At 45.9% G+C, this 18716-nt stretch carries 18 protein-coding genes, 4 tRNA genes and 3 rRNA genes; 20 read left to right on the top strand and 5 right to left on the bottom strand.

Annotated elements, in window-relative coordinates:
- Positions 1-79 precede the first annotated feature (79 nt).
- The 11 genes from ACLIIY_RS15205 (at position 80) to ACLIIY_RS15155 (ending at position 10054) form a co-directional block, all read left to right on the top strand.
- A complete protein-coding gene (locus ACLIIY_RS15205; RefSeq protein ID WP_005440863.1) occupies positions 80-703 on the top strand; it encodes a YigZ family protein in 624 nt (207 codons plus the stop codon).
- A 46-nt stretch (positions 704-749) separates the two neighbouring features.
- Positions 750-2207 (top strand): TrkH family potassium uptake protein, encoded by a 1458-nt coding sequence (locus tag ACLIIY_RS15200; protein WP_005440865.1) that lies wholly within the window; start codon positions 750-752, stop codon positions 2205-2207.
- A gap of 9 nt (positions 2208-2216) precedes the next feature.
- On the top strand, positions 2217-2744 hold the full coding sequence (gene hemG / locus ACLIIY_RS15195) for a menaquinone-dependent protoporphyrinogen IX dehydrogenase (RefSeq protein ID WP_434527863.1): 528 nt from the start codon (positions 2217-2219) through the stop codon (positions 2742-2744).
- A 463-nt stretch (positions 2745-3207) separates the two neighbouring features.
- Positions 3208-4760: ribosomal RNA gene (locus ACLIIY_RS15190) — 16S ribosomal RNA — on the top strand.
- Positions 4761-4849: 89 nt separating this feature from the next.
- Positions 4850-4925 (top strand) — tRNA-Glu (locus ACLIIY_RS15185).
- Between the two features lie 2 nt (positions 4926-4927).
- Positions 4928-5003 (top strand) — tRNA-Lys (locus tag ACLIIY_RS15180).
- Between the two features lie 30 nt (positions 5004-5033).
- Positions 5034-5109 (top strand) — tRNA-Val (locus ACLIIY_RS15175).
- A gap of 344 nt (positions 5110-5453) precedes the next feature.
- Positions 5454-8344: ribosomal RNA gene (locus tag ACLIIY_RS15170) — 23S ribosomal RNA — on the top strand.
- Positions 8345-8433: 89 nt separating this feature from the next.
- A 5S ribosomal RNA gene (rrf, locus tag ACLIIY_RS15165) occupies positions 8434-8550 on the top strand.
- Together the 16S, 23S and 5S rRNA genes with 4 tRNA genes alongside form the textbook arrangement of a ribosomal RNA operon.
- A 32-nt stretch (positions 8551-8582) precedes the next feature.
- Positions 8583-8659, top strand: a tRNA-Asp gene (locus ACLIIY_RS15160).
- A 165-nt stretch (positions 8660-8824) separates the two neighbouring features.
- Positions 8825-10054 carry an integrase arm-type DNA-binding domain-containing protein gene (locus ACLIIY_RS15155; protein ID WP_406977448.1) on the top strand — a complete coding sequence of 410 codons (1230 nt, stop codon included), beginning with the start codon at positions 8825-8827 and terminating at the stop codon, positions 10052-10054.
- Positions 10055-10294: 240 nt separating this feature from the next.
- Here the strand turns inward: ACLIIY_RS15155 and ACLIIY_RS15150 are convergent, their stop codons facing one another.
- From ACLIIY_RS15150 to ACLIIY_RS15130, 5 genes are all read right to left on the bottom strand, one after another.
- A complete protein-coding gene (locus ACLIIY_RS15150; protein ID WP_406977447.1) occupies positions 10295-10465 on the bottom strand; it encodes a hypothetical protein in 171 nt (56 codons plus the stop codon).
- A gap of 100 nt (positions 10466-10565) precedes the next feature.
- On the bottom strand, positions 10566-10832 hold the full coding sequence (locus ACLIIY_RS15145; RefSeq protein WP_270052069.1) for a hypothetical protein: 267 nt from the start codon (positions 10830-10832) through the stop codon (positions 10566-10568).
- 369 nt (positions 10833-11201) lie between these two features.
- Positions 11202-11582, bottom strand: a complete 381-nt coding sequence (locus ACLIIY_RS15140; protein WP_406977446.1) for a carboxymuconolactone decarboxylase family protein — start codon at positions 11580-11582, stop codon at positions 11202-11204.
- A 60-nt stretch (positions 11583-11642) separates the two neighbouring features.
- Positions 11643-11999, bottom strand: a complete 357-nt coding sequence (locus tag ACLIIY_RS15135) for a MerR family transcriptional regulator (protein ID WP_406977445.1) — start codon at positions 11997-11999, stop codon at positions 11643-11645.
- A 34-nt stretch (positions 12000-12033) separates the two neighbouring features.
- The gene (locus tag ACLIIY_RS15130) at positions 12034-12192 is read right to left on the bottom strand and encodes a hypothetical protein (protein ID WP_406977444.1); all 159 of its coding nucleotides are present in this window, start codon (positions 12190-12192) and stop codon (positions 12034-12036) included.
- Positions 12193-13361: 1169 nt separating this feature from the next.
- On the opposite strand from ACLIIY_RS15130, the gene ACLIIY_RS15125 reads away from it, so the two are divergent.
- From ACLIIY_RS15125 to ACLIIY_RS15085, 9 genes are all read left to right on the top strand, one after another.
- Positions 13362-14132, top strand: coding sequence for a YaaW family protein (locus ACLIIY_RS15125; protein ID WP_406977443.1), 771 nt, complete (start codon positions 13362-13364; stop codon positions 14130-14132).
- 111 nt (positions 14133-14243) lie between these two features.
- A complete protein-coding gene (gene radC / locus ACLIIY_RS15120) occupies positions 14244-14723 on the top strand; it encodes a RadC family protein (RefSeq protein WP_406977442.1) in 480 nt (159 codons plus the stop codon).
- A complete protein-coding gene (locus ACLIIY_RS15115; protein WP_406977441.1) occupies positions 14723-15157 on the top strand; it encodes a DUF2787 family protein in 435 nt (144 codons plus the stop codon). Before radC ends, ACLIIY_RS15115 begins: the two co-directional genes overlap by 1 nt.
- Before the next feature lie 70 nt (positions 15158-15227).
- Positions 15228-15920 (top strand): hypothetical protein, encoded by a 693-nt coding sequence (locus ACLIIY_RS15110; RefSeq protein ID WP_406977440.1) that lies wholly within the window; start codon positions 15228-15230, stop codon positions 15918-15920.
- Positions 15921-16173: 253 nt separating this feature from the next.
- Positions 16174-16602 (top strand): DUF2787 domain-containing protein, encoded by a 429-nt coding sequence (locus tag ACLIIY_RS15105; RefSeq protein WP_406977449.1) that lies wholly within the window; start codon positions 16174-16176, stop codon positions 16600-16602.
- 114 nt (positions 16603-16716) lie between these two features.
- A complete protein-coding gene (locus ACLIIY_RS15100) occupies positions 16717-17460 on the top strand; it encodes a transcriptional regulator (protein WP_434527862.1) in 744 nt (247 codons plus the stop codon).
- Between the two features lie 16 nt (positions 17461-17476).
- Positions 17477-17698 (top strand): hypothetical protein, encoded by a 222-nt coding sequence (locus ACLIIY_RS15095; RefSeq protein ID WP_267419002.1) that lies wholly within the window; start codon positions 17477-17479, stop codon positions 17696-17698.
- A 93-nt stretch (positions 17699-17791) separates the two neighbouring features.
- On the top strand, positions 17792-18040 hold the full coding sequence (locus tag ACLIIY_RS15090) for a hypothetical protein (protein ID WP_267419003.1): 249 nt from the start codon (positions 17792-17794) through the stop codon (positions 18038-18040).
- Between the two features lie 65 nt (positions 18041-18105).
- Positions 18106-18708 carry a hypothetical protein gene (locus ACLIIY_RS15085; RefSeq protein ID WP_434527861.1) on the top strand — a complete coding sequence of 201 codons (603 nt, stop codon included), beginning with the start codon at positions 18106-18108 and terminating at the stop codon, positions 18706-18708.
- Positions 18709-18716 lie beyond the last annotated feature (8 nt).

Genomic DNA, 18716 nt, shown 5'->3' with positions numbered 1-18716 from the left:
TGCGCTAAGGCAGATCTTATGCGACTCACAATTACCTCTCGTGATAGACTCTGAACAAAGAGAAAAGTGACCTAATCCTATGAATGACCTGCCTTATCTGATTCCTGCTCAGCCTGCTCAATTTGAAGAAGAGATCAAAAAGAGTGTCTTTATTACTTACTTAGCACACACGCCAAGCGTGGAAGCGGCGAAAGCATTCGTTGAGCAGATCAAAACCAAGCATGCAGATGCAAGACATAACTGCTGGGGATTTGTTGCAGGTCGACCAGAAGATTCGATGAAGTGGGGCTTTAGTGATGATGGGGAACCTTCAGGGACGGCAGGTAAACCGATCCTTGCTCAGCTGTCTGGCTCCGGAGTTGGAGAGATTACAGCTGTAGTGACTCGATATTCTGGCGGCATCAAGCTCGGTACAGGTGGTTTGGTTAAAGCTTATGGCGGCGGCGTGCAACAAGCGCTCAAGCTGCTTCAAACAATTGAGAAAAAAATAACCACAAAACTCCGACTAGAGTTAGACTATGGGTTTATGCCTATCGCACAGTCGCTTATGCCCCAGTTTGGTGCGGTTGAAGTGGATGCTGAATACAGCGATCAGGTGGTATTAGTGGTGGAAATTGAGCTACGTGAAGTGAGCGCGTTTACCCAAGCTATCATCAACAAAAGTGGTGCAAAGGCAATTGTCACCCCACTAGACGGACAATAATGAAAAATAGGAAGCCACAGGGACAGCTTCGCTAGTCAATCAATCCATGCAATTTCGTTCAATTATTCGAATCGTCGGGCTATTGCTTGCACTTTTTAGTGTCACAATGCTCGCGCCTGCGCTGGTTGCGCTTATCTATCGAGATGGTGCGGGTGTACCTTTTGTCACGACTTTCTTCGTACTTCTTGTATGCGGTGGGATCTGTTGGTTCCCAAACCGCAGGCACAAACACGAGCTTAAAGCGCGTGATGGCTTCCTTATTGTTGTTCTTTTCTGGACTGTACTTGGCAGTGCGGGCTCTATCCCTTTTCTGATCTCAGATAACCCCAATGTGTCTGTGACTGACGCCTTTTTTGAGTCCTTCTCTGCTTTAACAACAACGGGTGCGACGGTGATTGTCGGGCTCGACGAGTTGCCAAAAGCGATTCTCTTTTATCGCCAGCTGCTACAGTGGTTTGGCGGTATGGGTATCATCGTGTTGGCGGTAGCCATTCTTCCTGTTCTTGGTATCGGTGGTATGCAGCTTTATCGAGCTGAAATACCAGGACCAGTAAAAGACACTAAGATGACCCCACGCATTGCTGAGACGGCAAAAGCACTGTGGTACATCTACTTGAGTTTGACTATCGCATGTGCCGTGGCATTTTGGTTGGCTGGTATGACGCCATTTGATGCCATTAGCCATAGCTTCTCCACCATTGCTATCGGTGGCTTCTCTACGCACGATGCCAGCATGGGCTATTTCGATAGCTATGCCATCAACATGATTACCGTTGTCTTCTTGTTAATCTCGGCATGTAACTATTCTTTGCACTTCGCCGCGTTTGCATCCGGCGGCGTGCATCCTAAATACTATTGGAAAGATCCAGAGTTCCGCGCGTTCATCTTTATACAAGTTGTTTTGTTCTTGGTGTGCTTCTTATTATTGTTGAATCACCATTCTTACGACTCAACTTATGATGCATTCGATCAAGCGCTTTTTCAGACCGTATCCATCTCAACTACGGCTGGCTTTACCACAACCGGCTTTGCTGATTGGCCATTATTCTTACCAGTGCTGTTGTTGTTCTCTTCTTTTATAGGTGGTTGTGCTGGTTCGACTGGCGGCGGCATGAAAGTGATCCGTATTCTGCTACTGACGTTACAAGGTGCGCGTGAGCTGAAGCGTTTGGTGCACCCTCGTGCGGTGTATACCATCAAAGTGGGTGGTAGTGCGCTACCGCAAAGAGTCGTTGATGCGGTTTGGGGATTCTTCTCTGCTTACGCTTTGGTGTTCGTGGTTTGTATGTTGGGCTTGATTGCTACAGGGATGGATGAGCTAAGCGCGTTTTCTGCAGTTGCAGCAACGCTCAACAACTTAGGTCCAGGCTTGGGTGAAGTTGCGCTTCACTTTGGCGATGTGAACGACAAAGCAAAATGGGTATTGATTGTTTCTATGCTGTTTGGACGTTTGGAAATCTTTACCTTACTTATTCTACTTACGCCGACGTTTTGGCGTAGCTAAGGGGAAATCGTGGCAAAAGCATTATTTCTATATTCCTCCCGTGAAGGGCAGACTAAAAAAATTCTCCACTATATAGATGAGAAGCTAACAGGCTTCGAATGTGAGCTGGTGGATTTACATAATGTTGAGACGATTGATTTTAGCCAATACGACAGGGTACTGATTGGAGCGTCTATTCGTTATGGTCATCTTAATAAGAAGCTGTACCAGTTTATTGAGCGAAACCTCAATCAACTTGAACAAAGTAAAGTAGCGTTTTTCTGCGTAAACCTAACTGCTCGTAAAGAAGACCAAGGAAAGGATACGCCAGAAGGCAGCGCTTACATTCGTAAGTTCCTAATTAAGTCGCTTTGGAAACCAACCTTAATCGGTGTTTTTGCTGGTGCTCTTTATTACCCACGTTACGGATGGTTCGACAAAACGATGATTAAGTTCATTATGTCGATGACAGGTGGTGAAACCGATACGACCAAAGAAGTGGAATACACCAATTGGGAAAAAGTGGCTCTTTTCGCAGATAAATTCAAAGAACTGTAGAAATAACGTGCTCTTTTGACCGCTTTTGACGCAAATTTATCCGAACGATAAAAAAATCAAAAAAAACGAGAAAAAGGGCTTGCCAATGTGATCGCAATCTCTATAATGCCACCTCGCTGACACGGCAACGCTTCGAAGCTTAGGTTTCGAAAGTAAGAAGCCAAGTTAGCAAGCCAATTAGCCAAGCGGAAACGCTTGAAAAAAGTTTGAAAAAAGTGATTGACACTAAACTTTAACTCGCTAAAATGGCCGTCCGATTTGAGCAAAGCTCAATAGGAAAGCTCTTTAACAATATAGACCTATCAATCTGTGTGGGCACTCGTTGATGATAATCCAATTAGAAGCTTCGGCTTCAAATTAGGTTTCAATGAAACGAAGTGACCATTGAATCGAAAGATTCAGCACAGTCAATTCAAACATTACTTATGTAATGTTCAGTATTCATTGAGCCGAACAAAATCTTAAATTGAAGAGTTTGATCATGGCTCAGATTGAACGCTGGCGGCAGGCCTAACACATGCAAGTCGAGCGGAAACGAGTTATCTGAACCTTCGGGGAACGATAACGGCGTCGAGCGGCGGACGGGTGAGTAATGCCTAGGAAATTGCCCTGATGTGGGGGATAACCATTGGAAACGATGGCTAATACCGCATAATGCCTACGGGCCAAAGAGGGGGACCTTCGGGCCTCTCGCGTCAGGATATGCCTAGGTGGGATTAGCTAGTTGGTGAGGTAATGGCTCACCAAGGCGACGATCCCTAGCTGGTCTGAGAGGATGATCAGCCACACTGGAACTGAGACACGGTCCAGACTCCTACGGGAGGCAGCAGTGGGGAATATTGCACAATGGGCGCAAGCCTGATGCAGCCATGCCGCGTGTGTGAAGAAGGCCTTCGGGTTGTAAAGCACTTTCAGTCGTGAGGAAGGTGGTGTAGTTAATAGTTGCATTACTTGACGTTAGCGACAGAAGAAGCACCGGCTAACTCCGTGCCAGCAGCCGCGGTAATACGGAGGGTGCGAGCGTTAATCGGAATTACTGGGCGTAAAGCGCATGCAGGTGGTTTGTTAAGTCAGATGTGAAAGCCCGGGGCTCAACCTCGGAATAGCATTTGAAACTGGCAGACTAGAGTACTGTAGAGGGGGGTAGAATTTCAGGTGTAGCGGTGAAATGCGTAGAGATCTGAAGGAATACCGGTGGCGAAGGCGGCCCCCTGGACAGATACTGACACTCAGATGCGAAAGCGTGGGGAGCAAACAGGATTAGATACCCTGGTAGTCCACGCCGTAAACGATGTCTACTTGGAGGTTGTGGCCTTGAGCCGTGGCTTTCGGAGCTAACGCGTTAAGTAGACCGCCTGGGGAGTACGGTCGCAAGATTAAAACTCAAATGAATTGACGGGGGCCCGCACAAGCGGTGGAGCATGTGGTTTAATTCGATGCAACGCGAAGAACCTTACCTACTCTTGACATCCAGAGAACTTTTCAGAGATGAATTGGTGCCTTCGGGAACTCTGAGACAGGTGCTGCATGGCTGTCGTCAGCTCGTGTTGTGAAATGTTGGGTTAAGTCCCGCAACGAGCGCAACCCTTATCCTTGTTTGCCAGCGAGTAATGTCGGGAACTCCAGGGAGACTGCCGGTGATAAACCGGAGGAAGGTGGGGACGACGTCAAGTCATCATGGCCCTTACGAGTAGGGCTACACACGTGCTACAATGGCGCATACAGAGGGCAGCAAGCTAGCGATAGTGAGCGAATCCCAAAAAGTGCGTCGTAGTCCGGATTGGAGTCTGCAACTCGACTCCATGAAGTCGGAATCGCTAGTAATCGTGGATCAGAATGCCACGGTGAATACGTTCCCGGGCCTTGTACACACCGCCCGTCACACCATGGGAGTGGGCTGCAAAAGAAGTAGGTAGTTTAACCTTCGGGAGGACGCTTACCACTTTGTGGTTCATGACTGGGGTGAAGTCGTAACAAGGTAGCGCTAGGGGAACCTGGCGCTGGATCACCTCCTTAAACGATGATTATACACGATGAGTGTCCACACAGATTGATACGGTTTATAAGTAAAAGAGACGAAGATATCCCAATATCTTCAATCCAGTGTCCCGTTCGTCTAGAGGCCTAGGACACCGCCCTTTCACGGCGGTAACAGGGGTTCGACTCCCCTACGGGATACCATTGGGTCGTTAGCTCAGTTGGTAGAGCAGTTGACTTTTAATCAATTGGTCGCAGGTTCGAATCCTGCACGACCCACCATTCTTCTCCACGAAGAATCAAAACTTATGTGGGCGATTAGCTCAGTTGGGAGAGCACCTGCCTTACAAGCAGGGGGTCACTGGTTCGAGCCCGGTATCGCCCACCATTCTCTAAGTATTTTTGGATAGGAATTCCAAACCACTTCAGTAAAACGTACGTGGTTAGAATCTTCGACTCTGAAAGTCTTTAGAAAATGACTTCTTAGGAAGTGATTAGCTCTTTAACAATTTGGAAAGCTGACAAAACAATCTTTAAGATTGTTTGTAAAGTTCTCAATGTTTGTCTTTAAGACAAACACCAAAAAACACATTCAAGTGTTCTTGGGAATATCACTTTACAGTGATTATTCGAAATTGAGTCCGGCAAAATCGAAATGTCTCTCGCTCATTCAAATAATGAGAGACAACTTTGGTGATTTGAACATCAACTCGAAACTCCTTCGGGTTGTATGGTTAAGTGACTAAGCGTACACGGTGGATGCCTTGGCAGTCAGAGGCGATGAAGGACGTATTAACTTGCGATAAGCCCAGATTAGGTAGTAAAAACCATTTGAGTCTGGGATTTCCGAATGGGGAAACCCACTTACATAAGTAAGTATCGCTGCGTGAATACATAGCGCAGCGAGGCGAACCGGGGGAACTGAAACATCTAAGTACCCCGAGGAAAAGAAATCAACCGAGATTCCGAAAGTAGCGGCGAGCGAAATTGGACTAGCCCTTAAGCTTTTTATGCGTCAGGTGAAACTTCTGGAAAGTTGTGCGATACAGGGTGATAGCCCCGTAACCGGCAACGCATTTAAAGTGAAATCGAGTAGGGCGGGACACGTGATATCCTGTCTGAATATGGGGGGACCATCCTCCAAGGCTAAATACTACTGACTGACCGATAGTGAACCAGTACCGTGAGGGAAAGGCGAAAAGAACCCCTGTGAGGGGAGTGAAATAGAACCTGAAACCGTGTACGTACAAGCAGTAGGAGCACCTTCGTGGTGTGACTGCGTACCTTTTGTATAATGGGTCAGCGACTTATATTCAGTGGCAAGGTTAACCATCTAGGGGAGCCGTAGCGAAAGCGAGTGTTAACTGCGCGACTCAGTCGCTGGATATAGACCCGAAACCAGGTGATCTAGCCATGGGCAGGTTGAAGATTGAGTAACATCAATTGGAGGACCGAACCGACTAATGTTGAAAAATTAGCGGATGACTTGTGGCTAGGGGTGAAAGGCCAATCAAACCTGGAGATAGCTGGTTCTCCCCGAAAGCTATTTAGGTAGCGCCTCGGACGAATACTACTGGGGGTAGAGCACTGTTAAGGCTAGGGGGTCATCCCGACTTACCAACCCTTTGCAAACTCCGAATACCAGTAAGTACTATCCGGGAGACACACGGCGGGTGCTAACGTCCGTCGTGGAGAGGGAAACAACCCAGACCGCCAGCTAAGGTCCCAAATTACTACTAAGTGGGAAACGATGTGGGAAGGCTCAGACAGCCAGGATGTTGGCTTAGAAGCAGCCATCATTTAAAGAAAGCGTAATAGCTCACTGGTCGAGTCGGCCTGCGCGGAAGATGTAACGGGGCTAAGTAGTAAACCGAAGCTGCGGCAATGCACTTTAGTGCATTGGGTAGGGGAGCGTTCTGTAAGCGGTTGAAGGTGTGTGGTAACGCATGCTGGACGTATCAGAAGTGCGAATGCTGACATGAGTAACGATAAAGGGGGTGAAAAACCTCCTCGCCGGAAGACCAAGGGTTCCTGTCCAACGTTAATCGGGGCAGGGTAAGTCGACCCCTAAGGCGAGGCCGAAAGGCGTAGTCGATGGGAAACGGGTTAATATTCCCGTACTTCTTACAATTGCGATGGGGGGACGGAGAAGGCTAGGTGGGCCTGGCGACGGTTGTCCAGGTTCAAGTGCGTAGGCTGAGAAATTAGGTAAATCCGGTTTCTCTTAAGGCTGAGACACGACGTCGAGCTACTACGGTAGTGAAGTCATTGATGCCATGCTTCCAGGAAAAGCCTCTAAGCTTCAGATTGTAAGGAATCGTACCCCAAACCGACACAGGTGGTCGGGTAGAGAATACCAAGGCGCTTGAGAGAACTCGGGTGAAGGAACTAGGCAAAATGGTACCGTAACTTCGGGAGAAGGTACGCTCTTGATGGTGAAATCCCTTGCGGATGGAGCTGACGAGAGTCGCAGATACCAGGTGGCTGCAACTGTTTATTAAAAACACAGCACTGTGCAAAATCGTAAGATGACGTATACGGTGTGACGCCTGCCCGGTGCCGGAAGGTTAATTGATGGGGTTAGACTTCGGTCGAAGCTCTTGATCGAAGCCCCGGTAAACGGCGGCCGTAACTATAACGGTCCTAAGGTAGCGAAATTCCTTGTCGGGTAAGTTCCGACCTGCACGAATGGCGTAATGATGGCCACGCTGTCTCCACCCGAGACTCAGTGAAATTGAAATCGCTGTGAAGATGCAGTGTACCCGCGGCTAGACGGAAAGACCCCGTGAACCTTTACTACAGCTTGGCACTGAACATTGACCCTACATGTGTAGGATAGGTGGGAGGCTTTGAAGCAAGTACGCCAGTATTTGTGGAGCCGTCCTTGAAATACCACCCTTGTAGTGTTGATGTTCTAACGTTGACCCCTAATCGGGGTTGCGGACAGTGCCTGGTGGGTAGTTTGACTGGGGCGGTCTCCTCCCAAAGAGTAACGGAGGAGCACGAAGGTGGGCTAATCACGGTTGGACATCGTGAGGTTAGTGCAATGGCATAAGCCCGCTTGACTGCGAGAATGACAATTCGAGCAGGTGCGAAAGCAGGTCATAGTGATCCGGTGGTTCTGAATGGAAGGGCCATCGCTCAACGGATAAAAGGTACTCCGGGGATAACAGGCTGATACCGCCCAAGAGTTCATATCGACGGCGGTGTTTGGCACCTCGATGTCGGCTCATCACATCCTGGGGCTGAAGTCGGTCCCAAGGGTATGGCTGTTCGCCATTTAAAGTGGTACGCGAGCTGGGTTTAGAACGTCGTGAGACAGTTCGGTCCCTATCTGCCGTGGGCGTTGGAAGATTGAAGGGGGCTGCTCCTAGTACGAGAGGACCGGAGTGGACGAACCTCTGGTGTTCGGGTTGTGTCGCCAGACGCATTGCCCGGTAGCTAAGTTCGGAATCGATAACCGCTGAAAGCATCTAAGCGGGAAGCGAGCCCTGAGATGAGTCTTCCCTGATACTTTAAGTATCCTAAAGGGTTGTTCGAGACTAGAACGTTGATAGGCAGGGTGTGTAAGCGTTGTGAGGCGTTGAGCTAACCTGTACTAATTGCCCGTGAGGCTTAACCATACAACACCCAAGGGGTTTTGATGGACTCAATGCAAGAACATTGAATGTGTAAATAGAACGAAAAACAGCTTTCCAGATTAAAGAATTTGCTTGGCGACCATAGCGATTTGGACCCACCTGATTTCCATTCCGAACTCAGAAGTGAAACGAATTAGCGCCGATGGTAGTGTGGGGTTTCCCCATGTGAGAGTAGGACATCGCCAGGCTTTAAATTTAGACTTAAATGTCTAACCAGTGCGGAGCGGTAGTTCAGTTGGTTAGAATACCGGCCTGTCACGCCGGGGGTCGCGGGTTCGAGTCCCGTCCGCTCCGCCAAACCATTGAAGAAAGACGTCTTAGGACGTCTTTTTTTATACCTGAAATCCAGTGTTCACAAGGCTTGTCTGACGCTTTACGGCGAATGAAGACGCTCTGTGACTTGGTTTCAATGGTACACCATTGGGTACATTGTCACTGTCTTTTATTTAACGGTGTACCATCATGGCAAAACAAGTAAAACCACTGACTGAAACTCAAATCAAAAACGCTAAGCCTCAAGCAAAGGAATACATCCTTTCTGACGGCAACGGCCTGCGTCTTCGTGTTAAAACGAATGGCAGCAAAACATGGCTCCTTAATTATACCCACCCTATTCTATCTAAACGTGTTAATTTCACGTTAGGTACTTATCCAAATACTTCTCTAAAAGTTGCTCGCGAAAAAACACGTGAAGCTCGTGAACTCATTGAACAAGGCAAAGATCCAAAGACATGTCGTGACCAGAGCATCCAGCAAGAGCAACGTCGATTAACGTCTACATTAGAAAGCGTTATGCATCTCTGGCTTGAGGTTAAGCGTGACTCGGTCTCTGAAGATCATGTTTATGACATTCGACGTTCTCTAGAATTGCATGTTCTCCCATCATTAGGACAAGTTCCTATCTCTGATATTACTCCGCAGCTTGCAATACAAACACTGAAACCACTAGAGCGTAAAGGCAACTTAGAAGCCTTGCGCCGTCTATGTCAAAGACTGAATGAAATCATGAGGTTTGCTCGTAATAATGGCCTGATCACTTTTAATGTGCTCACTGATATTAAAGATGTATTCAAAAAGCCTAAAGTTGAGAATATGAAAACCATTTCTCCTGAAGAGTTACCTACGTTCTTGTCTGTGCTTTCTCGTGCCCGCATTCACTTCACAACGCGTTGTTTGATTGAATGGCAGCTTCATACCATGGCTCGTCCCGGAGAGGCAGCAGGCGCGCGTTGGGATGAAATTGATTGGGAACATCAGCTTTGGTGTATTCCTGCTGAGCGTATGAAGAGAAAGCGCGATCATGTTGTACCGCTGACCAAGCAAACGCTCTCCATTTTAGAAGAGATGAAAGCCATCAATGGGCATGGTGTGAGTGAGTTCATTTTTGCTTCTTATAAAGACGCCACGCGTCACTGTTGCAGTGAAACAGCCAATATGGCGATCAAGCGTATGGGTTATAAAGGAAAGATGGTTTCTCACGGATTGAGAGCATTAGGGAGCACTATTCTAAACGAACGGCCTCAGTTTGCCGGTGATTTGGTGGAAGCTGCACTTGCGCATGTGGATAAAGATAAAGTGAGGGCTGCTTACAACCGCAGTCAGTATATCGAGCAGCGTCGAGAAATGATGCAATGGTGGAGTGAGCACATTGAGTTAGCAGGAAGAGGTCAAGTGTCTTATTTAGCCGCTTAGGTGGCAGTATGTAGCTTAAAGAAAAACGCCCTTTGCTTTTAAACAAAGGGCGTCTCTCAATCGTCCATGATTTTCGTAGTGATGTCTCGATAGGATGCAACAAAGACACCTAAACAAGATAATCAAAAACGGCATTGATAGGTTAGTTATACGTCAGAGGTTTGTCAGTTTTTATAAAGAGTGTATTGGGGGGATAGTAAAGGTTCAACCAATCTTTTGCTTGGCTCAACGCTGAAAGCTTTACATTTCTTCTTCCATCGACTCTTCACAGTTGACATCCTTCATTAAAGCACATTCATCATATATTACTTTAGCGTTATCTAAATCATCATTATGATTTGGAGTCAGAGTAGAGGTTGAACAACCAGAAATTAGAGCGACAACCAGTGTATAAAGAACAATACCTTTCATTATTTACCAAGCCTTAATGCATCTAAAGTTTCATCGATTAAAGGGGAGTTCTATCAATAATATTATCCCCTTGAGCGCCCAGTCACTCTACGTTAAACGGTTATTCGCTACGACCGCGGATATCGATGCCGTTTACAACAGCATTTGGGTCAACATCCTTATGCGTATTTTCAACGTCTTTCAACTTTATGTCTTCAAGAGCGTGGTCATTGCGTCCTTTTAACGTCGGTTTTTCTTGGGTGTGCGTAATTTCTATTTGGTTGTTATCAAGCTTCTGAGGTGCTATTTCCCCTGTATATGAACCATCTCCCGCATGAGCCATACTTACCGTCAACATCATAGTAGAGAAAATCAATAGTTTTTTCATATCAATGCCTATATATAATCTGTGTCTATTTGCTTGAGTTTAATGTATGTATGCATCGTATGTGGTTATGTGCAATATTTTACATGCCATTTCAACCTACACCCTCAATGTTCTTTTGGGGTTAGAAAAGTGTTAGAAAAGTAAAGCGAAATAAATTAACCCAGAACGGTGTTAGGCCATCAATGCTGACTATTAGTATTGATGACCTTGGTTTTTCTGGTTTAGGTGATAAGCCATTCATCCAACGAGTAAATCCTGCGTAAGTTATGTAGGCAACGACGAACGCTTTACTTGGGGAATGGAATTAAATGAACCATTGCTAGTGAAAGGTTTGTCTTGAAAGCTCAATGAATATTAACGCGCCATATCTTATTGTACCTCTCGTTCTGCAAGTACTTCTTTTAATGCAAACATGCCATTTAAAGCAGATGGGAAGCCTGCATAAACGGACATTTGAAGTATGACTTCTTTTATTTCTTCTTCGCTACAGCCAACGTTAAGTGCGCCATTCAAATGTACTTTAAGTTGAGGCGTGCAATTACCTAGCGCGGTTAATGCAGCTACAGTTGCAATCTTTCTGTATTTTACGTTTAAGTTGGTGCGTGCATAAATATCACCAAACGGATATTCAATGATATATTTCGCTAAATCAGGGCAAATGTCTTGTAAACTATCGATAACATTTTGACCTGCTTTACCGTCTATACTTGTTAAGAGTTCTAATCCTGTATCAAAACGTGACTTTTCCATTGATATATTCCTGTCTTTAATGGGGGAGGGAACAGTCTACAAGTTAGAGTCGGCTCTAAGTCAATTAATGTTTCCGTTTTTATAAAGGTTAATTTTGTCTTCTAAAGCGGTTAAATGCGCTTGCTGTTGAGCAATATGAATTTTTAAGTTTTCTTGATGTTGCTCCAGTAACTTTTGGCGTTGCAAGACTGTATTTGTTCCGATTTCTCTTAACCTTGCATACTTCAATATATCTTCTAAGGGCATTGCGGTTTCCTTTAAGCGTTTTACGAACGTGATCCATTTTAAGTCTTTCGATGTATAGGTTCGATTACCGCTACTAGTTCTGTGAATGTTTTTCAACAAACCAATTTTTTCATAATACCGAAGAGTATGAGGTGATAAATCGACCAAGGTTGAAAACGCTTTAATGTTCATGAGCTAACTCCTGATATTACTCCGTGGTTTGTGTTTAGTAGTCACCTTTCTTGTCCGATGGCTCTTTGTTGTTTTGAATGCGTTCTGCACTTTCATTGGTGAATACGTTTAGCCAGTTGCGCAAGGCTGATGTGACAAGGTGCTTCTTGGGTTCTTTGATTTTTCGCTTCCTGCCATTGTCTTTGAAGTTCAAGCGTTGTCAGTGTTGTCGGTTCATAATGGATGTTCTGCCAATTGAACGCCCTTATCTCTGTCAGTTTTTGCTGATAGAGTTGGTCGAAAGATGCATTGCAAGGGTAATAGAATTGTCCTTGATGTTTGAGCCGAAAATGTGCGCTAGGGCATTCACGTTGAAATCGCACAGTCCTTTGTTTAATTAGCACGATACCAGTTAACGGGGGAAGGGACAGTCTTTCACAAAATTCCATGATGTAAGAAAGCGGATAATTCAAATGGCGAGGACTTATCTCTACTTCACGAGCGAGTTCGTGGAGAAAGAGTTGTTGATTGTCTCTATGGGCAACCAGGTGTTGCCAAACTCTCCGTGAGTGTGAGCGCCAGTCTATAGCGGCCTCTCTTTTTTCATTAGGTAGGTGGTCGGTATGGTTTGACATCGAGCAAAATAAGCTTTTGGTGAAAAAAAATGGGCAAAAAAACTCCACACAAACCGAGAGTTGAACATGTGTGGAGAACATGGAGTAAGTGATAGCTTACGCTTTAGTGCTATCAAAATGTTGGGATGCAATACAACGCTATGGCGGAGGCCATATTGCAATAATAAGATACCTCTTAAGGTGCCACCGTTTTGTTAGAGAATAGTCAGCAAGTTTCTAAGTGAGAAGTTGTGTAGTGAAAGGTAAGTTTGTGAAATTATGGCGACCATTGTCGCGTTCTCACTATTGTCGCTAAGTCGTTCGTGAATTAGAGGCACTACCAGTCCAAACGATATACGTTAGAGATATGGATTGATTGAAGGCCGCACTATTGCTTTTCTTAGTGCGCAGAAGGCAAAACAAAAAAGCATTGAATTTTTCATTTCAACGCTCTACCATCCGTTTCACGTTAGCAAAATCTAACGTCGAGTTCGTACCTCGTTTCAACCACTGCCACCATTTCTTCGCGTAAATGGTGGAGCTTTGCTGTACTCAAATTATGGCAAGCTGGATGAGACTCCCTCGGGAGGCCGTTTCTTTGGTTGCGGTAGTACGAATCTTGTTCAGTTTGCCACCATTCGAGATTCGTACCTCTTTGGTGGTGATTTCTATATCAAAACCAAAGGATACCGAACATGTCGTTTTTTTATTCGAGCTCCGCCTTGTTGATGTCTCAGTGCTTTACTCTTTTTAACGAGGAGAAAGTATCATGAGCCACTATGATCCCCAATTAAATCCTGTTCTTGAAGCTGCTTCTGATGAAGAGTTAGATTTTCTCGTTGAACTGCTCAAAACCAAACTCTCCGAATCGCTTACTGATAATGAGCGCTTCAAGGCGTGCGCGCCTCAGCACAGTGCCTATCCAGAAGTGATCGCCTCAGAGGTTCGTCGAATGGGCGGAAATTCCTTGATGAATCTTTATCGTTCCCATGGGCCAAGTTACAAAACACTGGTTCGAGAGGTCGCAAAGCAAGTTAAAGCGCCTTATAACGACAGTCATGATGTTGAACGAATGGAAAAGAACATCCTTGAAACGGTACTAACAGAAACGATTGAGAAAATGAAACCTCGTGAAAAAGAGGCGTTTTTTAAAAGTATTGGTGGGGAATATTCATCACTACCTATTGGTCCTGCTTCTGCTGCGGCCTTCATTCGATTGTTCCAGCTTGGCGGTTTTAAGTCATACCAAATATTAATTACGTTTGCCCACACTATCGCAAGAGAAGTGTTTAAGAAAACACTACCGTTTGCTGCTGGACCTATTCTTGCTCAAGCCGCTAAAGTTTTGGTTGGACCGGTAGGGTGGGTGTTGACTGGAGCATGGGCTGCAGTCGACATCGCGGGGCCTGCGTATCGAGTGACCGTTCCAGCGGTGATTTATATTGCTATCTTGCGTCAAATACAAGCGATACCGGAAGAAAGTAAATCAAGTGAGTCTGATGATACATCAGCAGGGGTTGATGTTGCTTACGTATCGTAATATCAAAAAATTACAGGTCTATATTACCTAGGTGTATTTCTATCTTTAATCGCCCGTATTGCTTTATGCAGTGCGGGCTTTTTTACGTTTGAACCTTAGGAGATTGAACCTATGTCAACTCAACTGCCCACCATTACCTACGAGTTTTCAGAACCTGTCACCGCTCTGCAAATTCTCGAGAAAGCCGCTGAAATTCTTGAGCAAAGCTTTAGTCAAGGTGATGTCTACACCAACCCTAATCTTGTTAAGTCTTTCCTTAGCTGCAAACTTGCGCGTCATGAGCGCGAGGTCTTTGGCGTAATGTTCTTAGACAACCAACACCAATTGATTGCTTTTGAAGAGCTATTCCAAGGCACTATTGATGCTGCCTCGATTTATCCGCGTGAAGTGGTCAAAGCGGCGCTTAAGCACAATGCCGCTGCGGTGATTTTTGCACATAACCATCCCTCTAAAGTCGCAGACCCTTCCCAATCTGACAGACGCATTACACGACGTTTGGTTGATGCGCTGGCGTTGGTGGACATCCGAGTGCTCGACCACATTGTGGTAGGCGGAGAATGTGTGTCTTTTGCAGAAAAAGGGTGGCTGTGATGAACGTGAAACAAACTTATGGTTGTGAAGCCATGTTGCTGTCACCGGCTTTTATCGGTGAATTGAATGTCGTGATATCTGAAGCGAGTATTCCGGAGCGTGTTAAGCAAGTGTCGGTGCATTTTCGAGCATCCGCTTATGATGCGTCACGCCAAGGGCCTCATCCCGTTGAAGTGCGCTTAGAGCGACTTGAAACGTGCTGGAGCGTGGTGTTTATCGCCAGCTTTGCGCATCTCAGTGACGCGTATTCGTCTTTATCCCCAGAGTTGTATTTTAATCTCAAGCGAGGTTGGTTCTATCAACCTGATATTCAGACGTGTGAATTAAACCGCCCTGAAGTGGCTTCTTTACTGGCGAGTTGGAGTCAAGCATTTTGCTCAGCGCTCTATCATGGTCAGTTCGATACCATTGGGGTTACGGCCGTGAAATTATGACGTTGATTCATCAAGCGACATTTCTATCTGGAGCGTCGCTTTTCTTTTATCTGTAATAGGAGAAATTACCATGTCTTATGACATTGTTTACGAACAGTTGGCTTTGCGTGTGCCACTGGCTGACGTTGAAGCGCAGATGCGTCAGTTCTTAATGCGTTTGGATTTTAAAGAGGTCGATGTCATGACACTCTCTCGCTTAAATCAGCGCTTGTATGAGCGTTACCAGTGTACGTTAAGTGCTGACCTCTACCTGCTGCATCAGTTGATTGGGTCAAGTAACTTGTTTGATACCGAAACGCAAAAGCGTGCGCGCAGTTGGCAGTTTTGCGGTGTTGATACGTTTCATCACCTGTTGATTCAATTTGGGTGTGATTGGGCATCAAGTGCGGAGTCTGGATGCATCAAGCTGTATGGGCGCAACGTTAAAGGCGAAGGGTGGATACGTTCTATGCGTCAGTTATTGATTAACGCTGACGATTTTCATCGAATGCCGTTTTGCTCTCGATTAGAGGTTTGGGTTCGAGCGCCGCAAGAGGATGCAAGACAAGTGGCATTTGATGCGTTAAAGCGAATGTTATCAGACTTAGACGCTAAGTGGTGTGAAAAGACGCGACTTGATGAGGCGGGGTATGAGGTGAGTATCAGACCTCGCTCTGCGTTTGAGATGTGGCTATTTCAGCAACTTATTTACCGCTACCAAGGGAAGTGCTGGATAAATGGCACAGAGCCACCTTACGGTGTGGTGAAAAAGCACGCAATCTAGTGGTGTGCCATCTTGAACTTTTCCATCATCTTCATCGTTTACTTGTTCTGATTATTTCTCTGCATCGCTTTTAAGCGATGTCTTTTCTTTACGTCGGTTTTCTTAATCGAAACGTTTAGGTCAAAACCGAAATCATACCGTCAGTATGACGGATATCCTTTATCTACCTTTATTTAATCTTACGTCCGTAGGAGGACTCACTGTGTCTAAACAATCTGCTATCCGAACTCAAATCGGGTTCTTAACCCACCACATTTCAGGAAAGGCGTTTCCGGTGTCGGATTTATTAACCACCCGCTTGGTTGAAACGCTAGCCAATCAAATCACGCTGAATGCGTCGCTTGCTGACGCTTTGGTTTCTTGTCGCACCATTGTGTTTAATTTTCGCGATAAGGATTACAGCGCAGAGCAAGGCGGGTTCCATCCGGTTGAAATCTGCCTAGTGAAACACTCAAGTGGGGAGTGGCATTATCAGTACGTCACGGATTTTGCCTACATGGGGAATTATTACCCTGAGCTTGAGAAAGCCTTGGATTTTGATTTTGAAAGTCATGGCGCTTACTCGTGTGGCATTCCAGAGCGCACTCGGCAAAGTGCACATGAGCTTTATCAACTCTGGGAGCGCAACTTTCTGGCGTACCTTGAGATGGACGTGTATGACGATATCGGTGTGCAGGTGTAACTATCATGCGGCAGAACGTCACACTTTAGTAAAGCAGGAAAAGACGTGGACGTTATTTGTCCATGTCTTGATTAGGCTTCGACATTATTTGTCATTGGGTGTGATGAGGTCTTTATGAGCAACAAAAGTTCACTCGAAGGACTGTCTGCACTATTGCATACCTTGATGTTCATTCCCTATCAACGATGGACCGATGTCAAAGCATTGCAACATGCGCTTGCTCAAGTTGGGATTGAACGTAGTACGCGCAGCATCAAACGTTACCTCGATGAGGTGATTGTTGAGCTATTTAATGTGGAATGCGATGACTCATCGCAGCCGCATCGATACCGAAAAATGTCCCATCACTTATTAAAGTACGACCAGAAGGAAACCGTTAGTCAGAAAATCTTGAGTCGATACCTTGGCTCCGCATTGCCTGATGAATTACTTGGATTACCAACACCTGACGGTGCGCCCTCTCTGATGTTTGGGAGTTCGCGCTCAAAGGTGATTGCTTGGTTAAACAAGGTGCACGTTGATGTGGTCGACATTCAACATTGGAGTGAAGCGCAGCGCCATGTCTTAAAGCAAGTGCATTCTGCCTTGTTTCATGAGCGTTTGTTAACGCTATCGAGTCCAGTTTTGCAGCAAGAGCGTCTTCAGGTTGAACCTCTGGGACTCTTGGTTTTACGTGATACGCTTTTGCTGCTCTTTCGAGCATCAAATCACGCTCCGGTACGTTCTTTGGCGTTGCCTTTAATTGAGGACGCGAACGTTTCCACCCTCTCTTTTACCTACCCTTCTGATTTTAAAGCAGAAGATTATTTTACTACCCACAAAGACCATCACCTTTCCCCAGAAGTTGATGGCTTTTAATCTCAAAGGATAAAACATGAAACTGACAACCCTTATACATATTTCTGTGTTGATGATAACTTCGCCAGTCGCTCTTGCGGGCGGTACGCTCGGAGGTAATCCTGCCGTCGATTCTGGCGCGGTGAATTCGCAGATAGGAAAATGCGTGACCTATGCGCAAGCAGTGAAAGAAGCCAAACAAAAAGGAGCAGAGCCATCCGATATTCCCACTCCCAAAGGCTGCCAAGCCAAATCGTAAAAACGAGTCAACAACAATCTGTATTGACATCTAAGGCCATCTCATTGCGAGGTGGCCTTTTTACTATCACTCAAACAACAAAAGGAGACAAATATGTCTTGGTATCAAACTGTAGGTAAGGCCGTCGCAGGAACAGCCAGTGTCGCAGGCGTCATTACGGCTGCGCCAATTTTTGGAGCGATTGGCACCATCACCGCAGGCGGATTTATGGTGTCCGCTTTTGTCGGTACTACCGCAGCTCTCATTGATAAAGCGATTGATGAGGAGCAACCCACTACAACGTTACCTTCCCACCCAGAGCATCATCCTTTGATTACGTACGAGAACTACGACGAAGCGTAATCGTCATCACCACCAGCCGCAGCAGAAATGTTGCGGCTTTTTCTTTGTAACAGGAGAACAATAACATGTCATTTTCAAATATAGAGGCGGTCTTTCGATTACTTGCTCAGCTTCCTAGCCGCTATACAAAGTCCCTCGATAGCTTGTGTGAACAAGCAGAACATATGGGGATTGAAAAGTCTCCCGATACCATAAGGCGCTGGCTCAATGTACTTGTAGACTTGGGATTTGCAGAGCGTGAAATGTATCAAGGACAGCATGCGTTTAAACGCGCCTCAACACTGCCATGGTTAACCAAACCACAAGATGCCCTATTACTGGTTTTACTTCATGACCATTTATTGCCCGTGCTCCCTTCTTCTATTACCAAGCAATACCAAGCCAGTTTTGAAAGTGCCTTGCTTGAACTTTCATCTAAAGAGCAGCAGTGGCTATCTAAGATAGACATTGACCTACCAACCCTGAATCCAAATAGCGTCCCTCACTTGGAGCGCATTAAGCAAGCTATCGAATCGTCGAGCGTAATGCGCTTAACACTCATCGGGCAGTGCTTACACGTCAAGCCTGAGCGTTTGCGACTTGCTTCTGATGGTGTGTTTATTGGCTACAGCAACCTTGCCCACCAGCCGCAATATATCTCATTAACACACGTACTCGGCACGCATTAGACGACAGG

The sequence above is a fragment of the Vibrio sp. K4 genome (genome assembly GCF_051122595.1).
GTDB classification, from domain to species: Bacteria; Pseudomonadota; Gammaproteobacteria; order Enterobacterales; family Vibrionaceae; genus Vibrio; species Vibrio owensii.
This window is presented reverse-complemented; position numbering and strand designations above follow the sequence as displayed.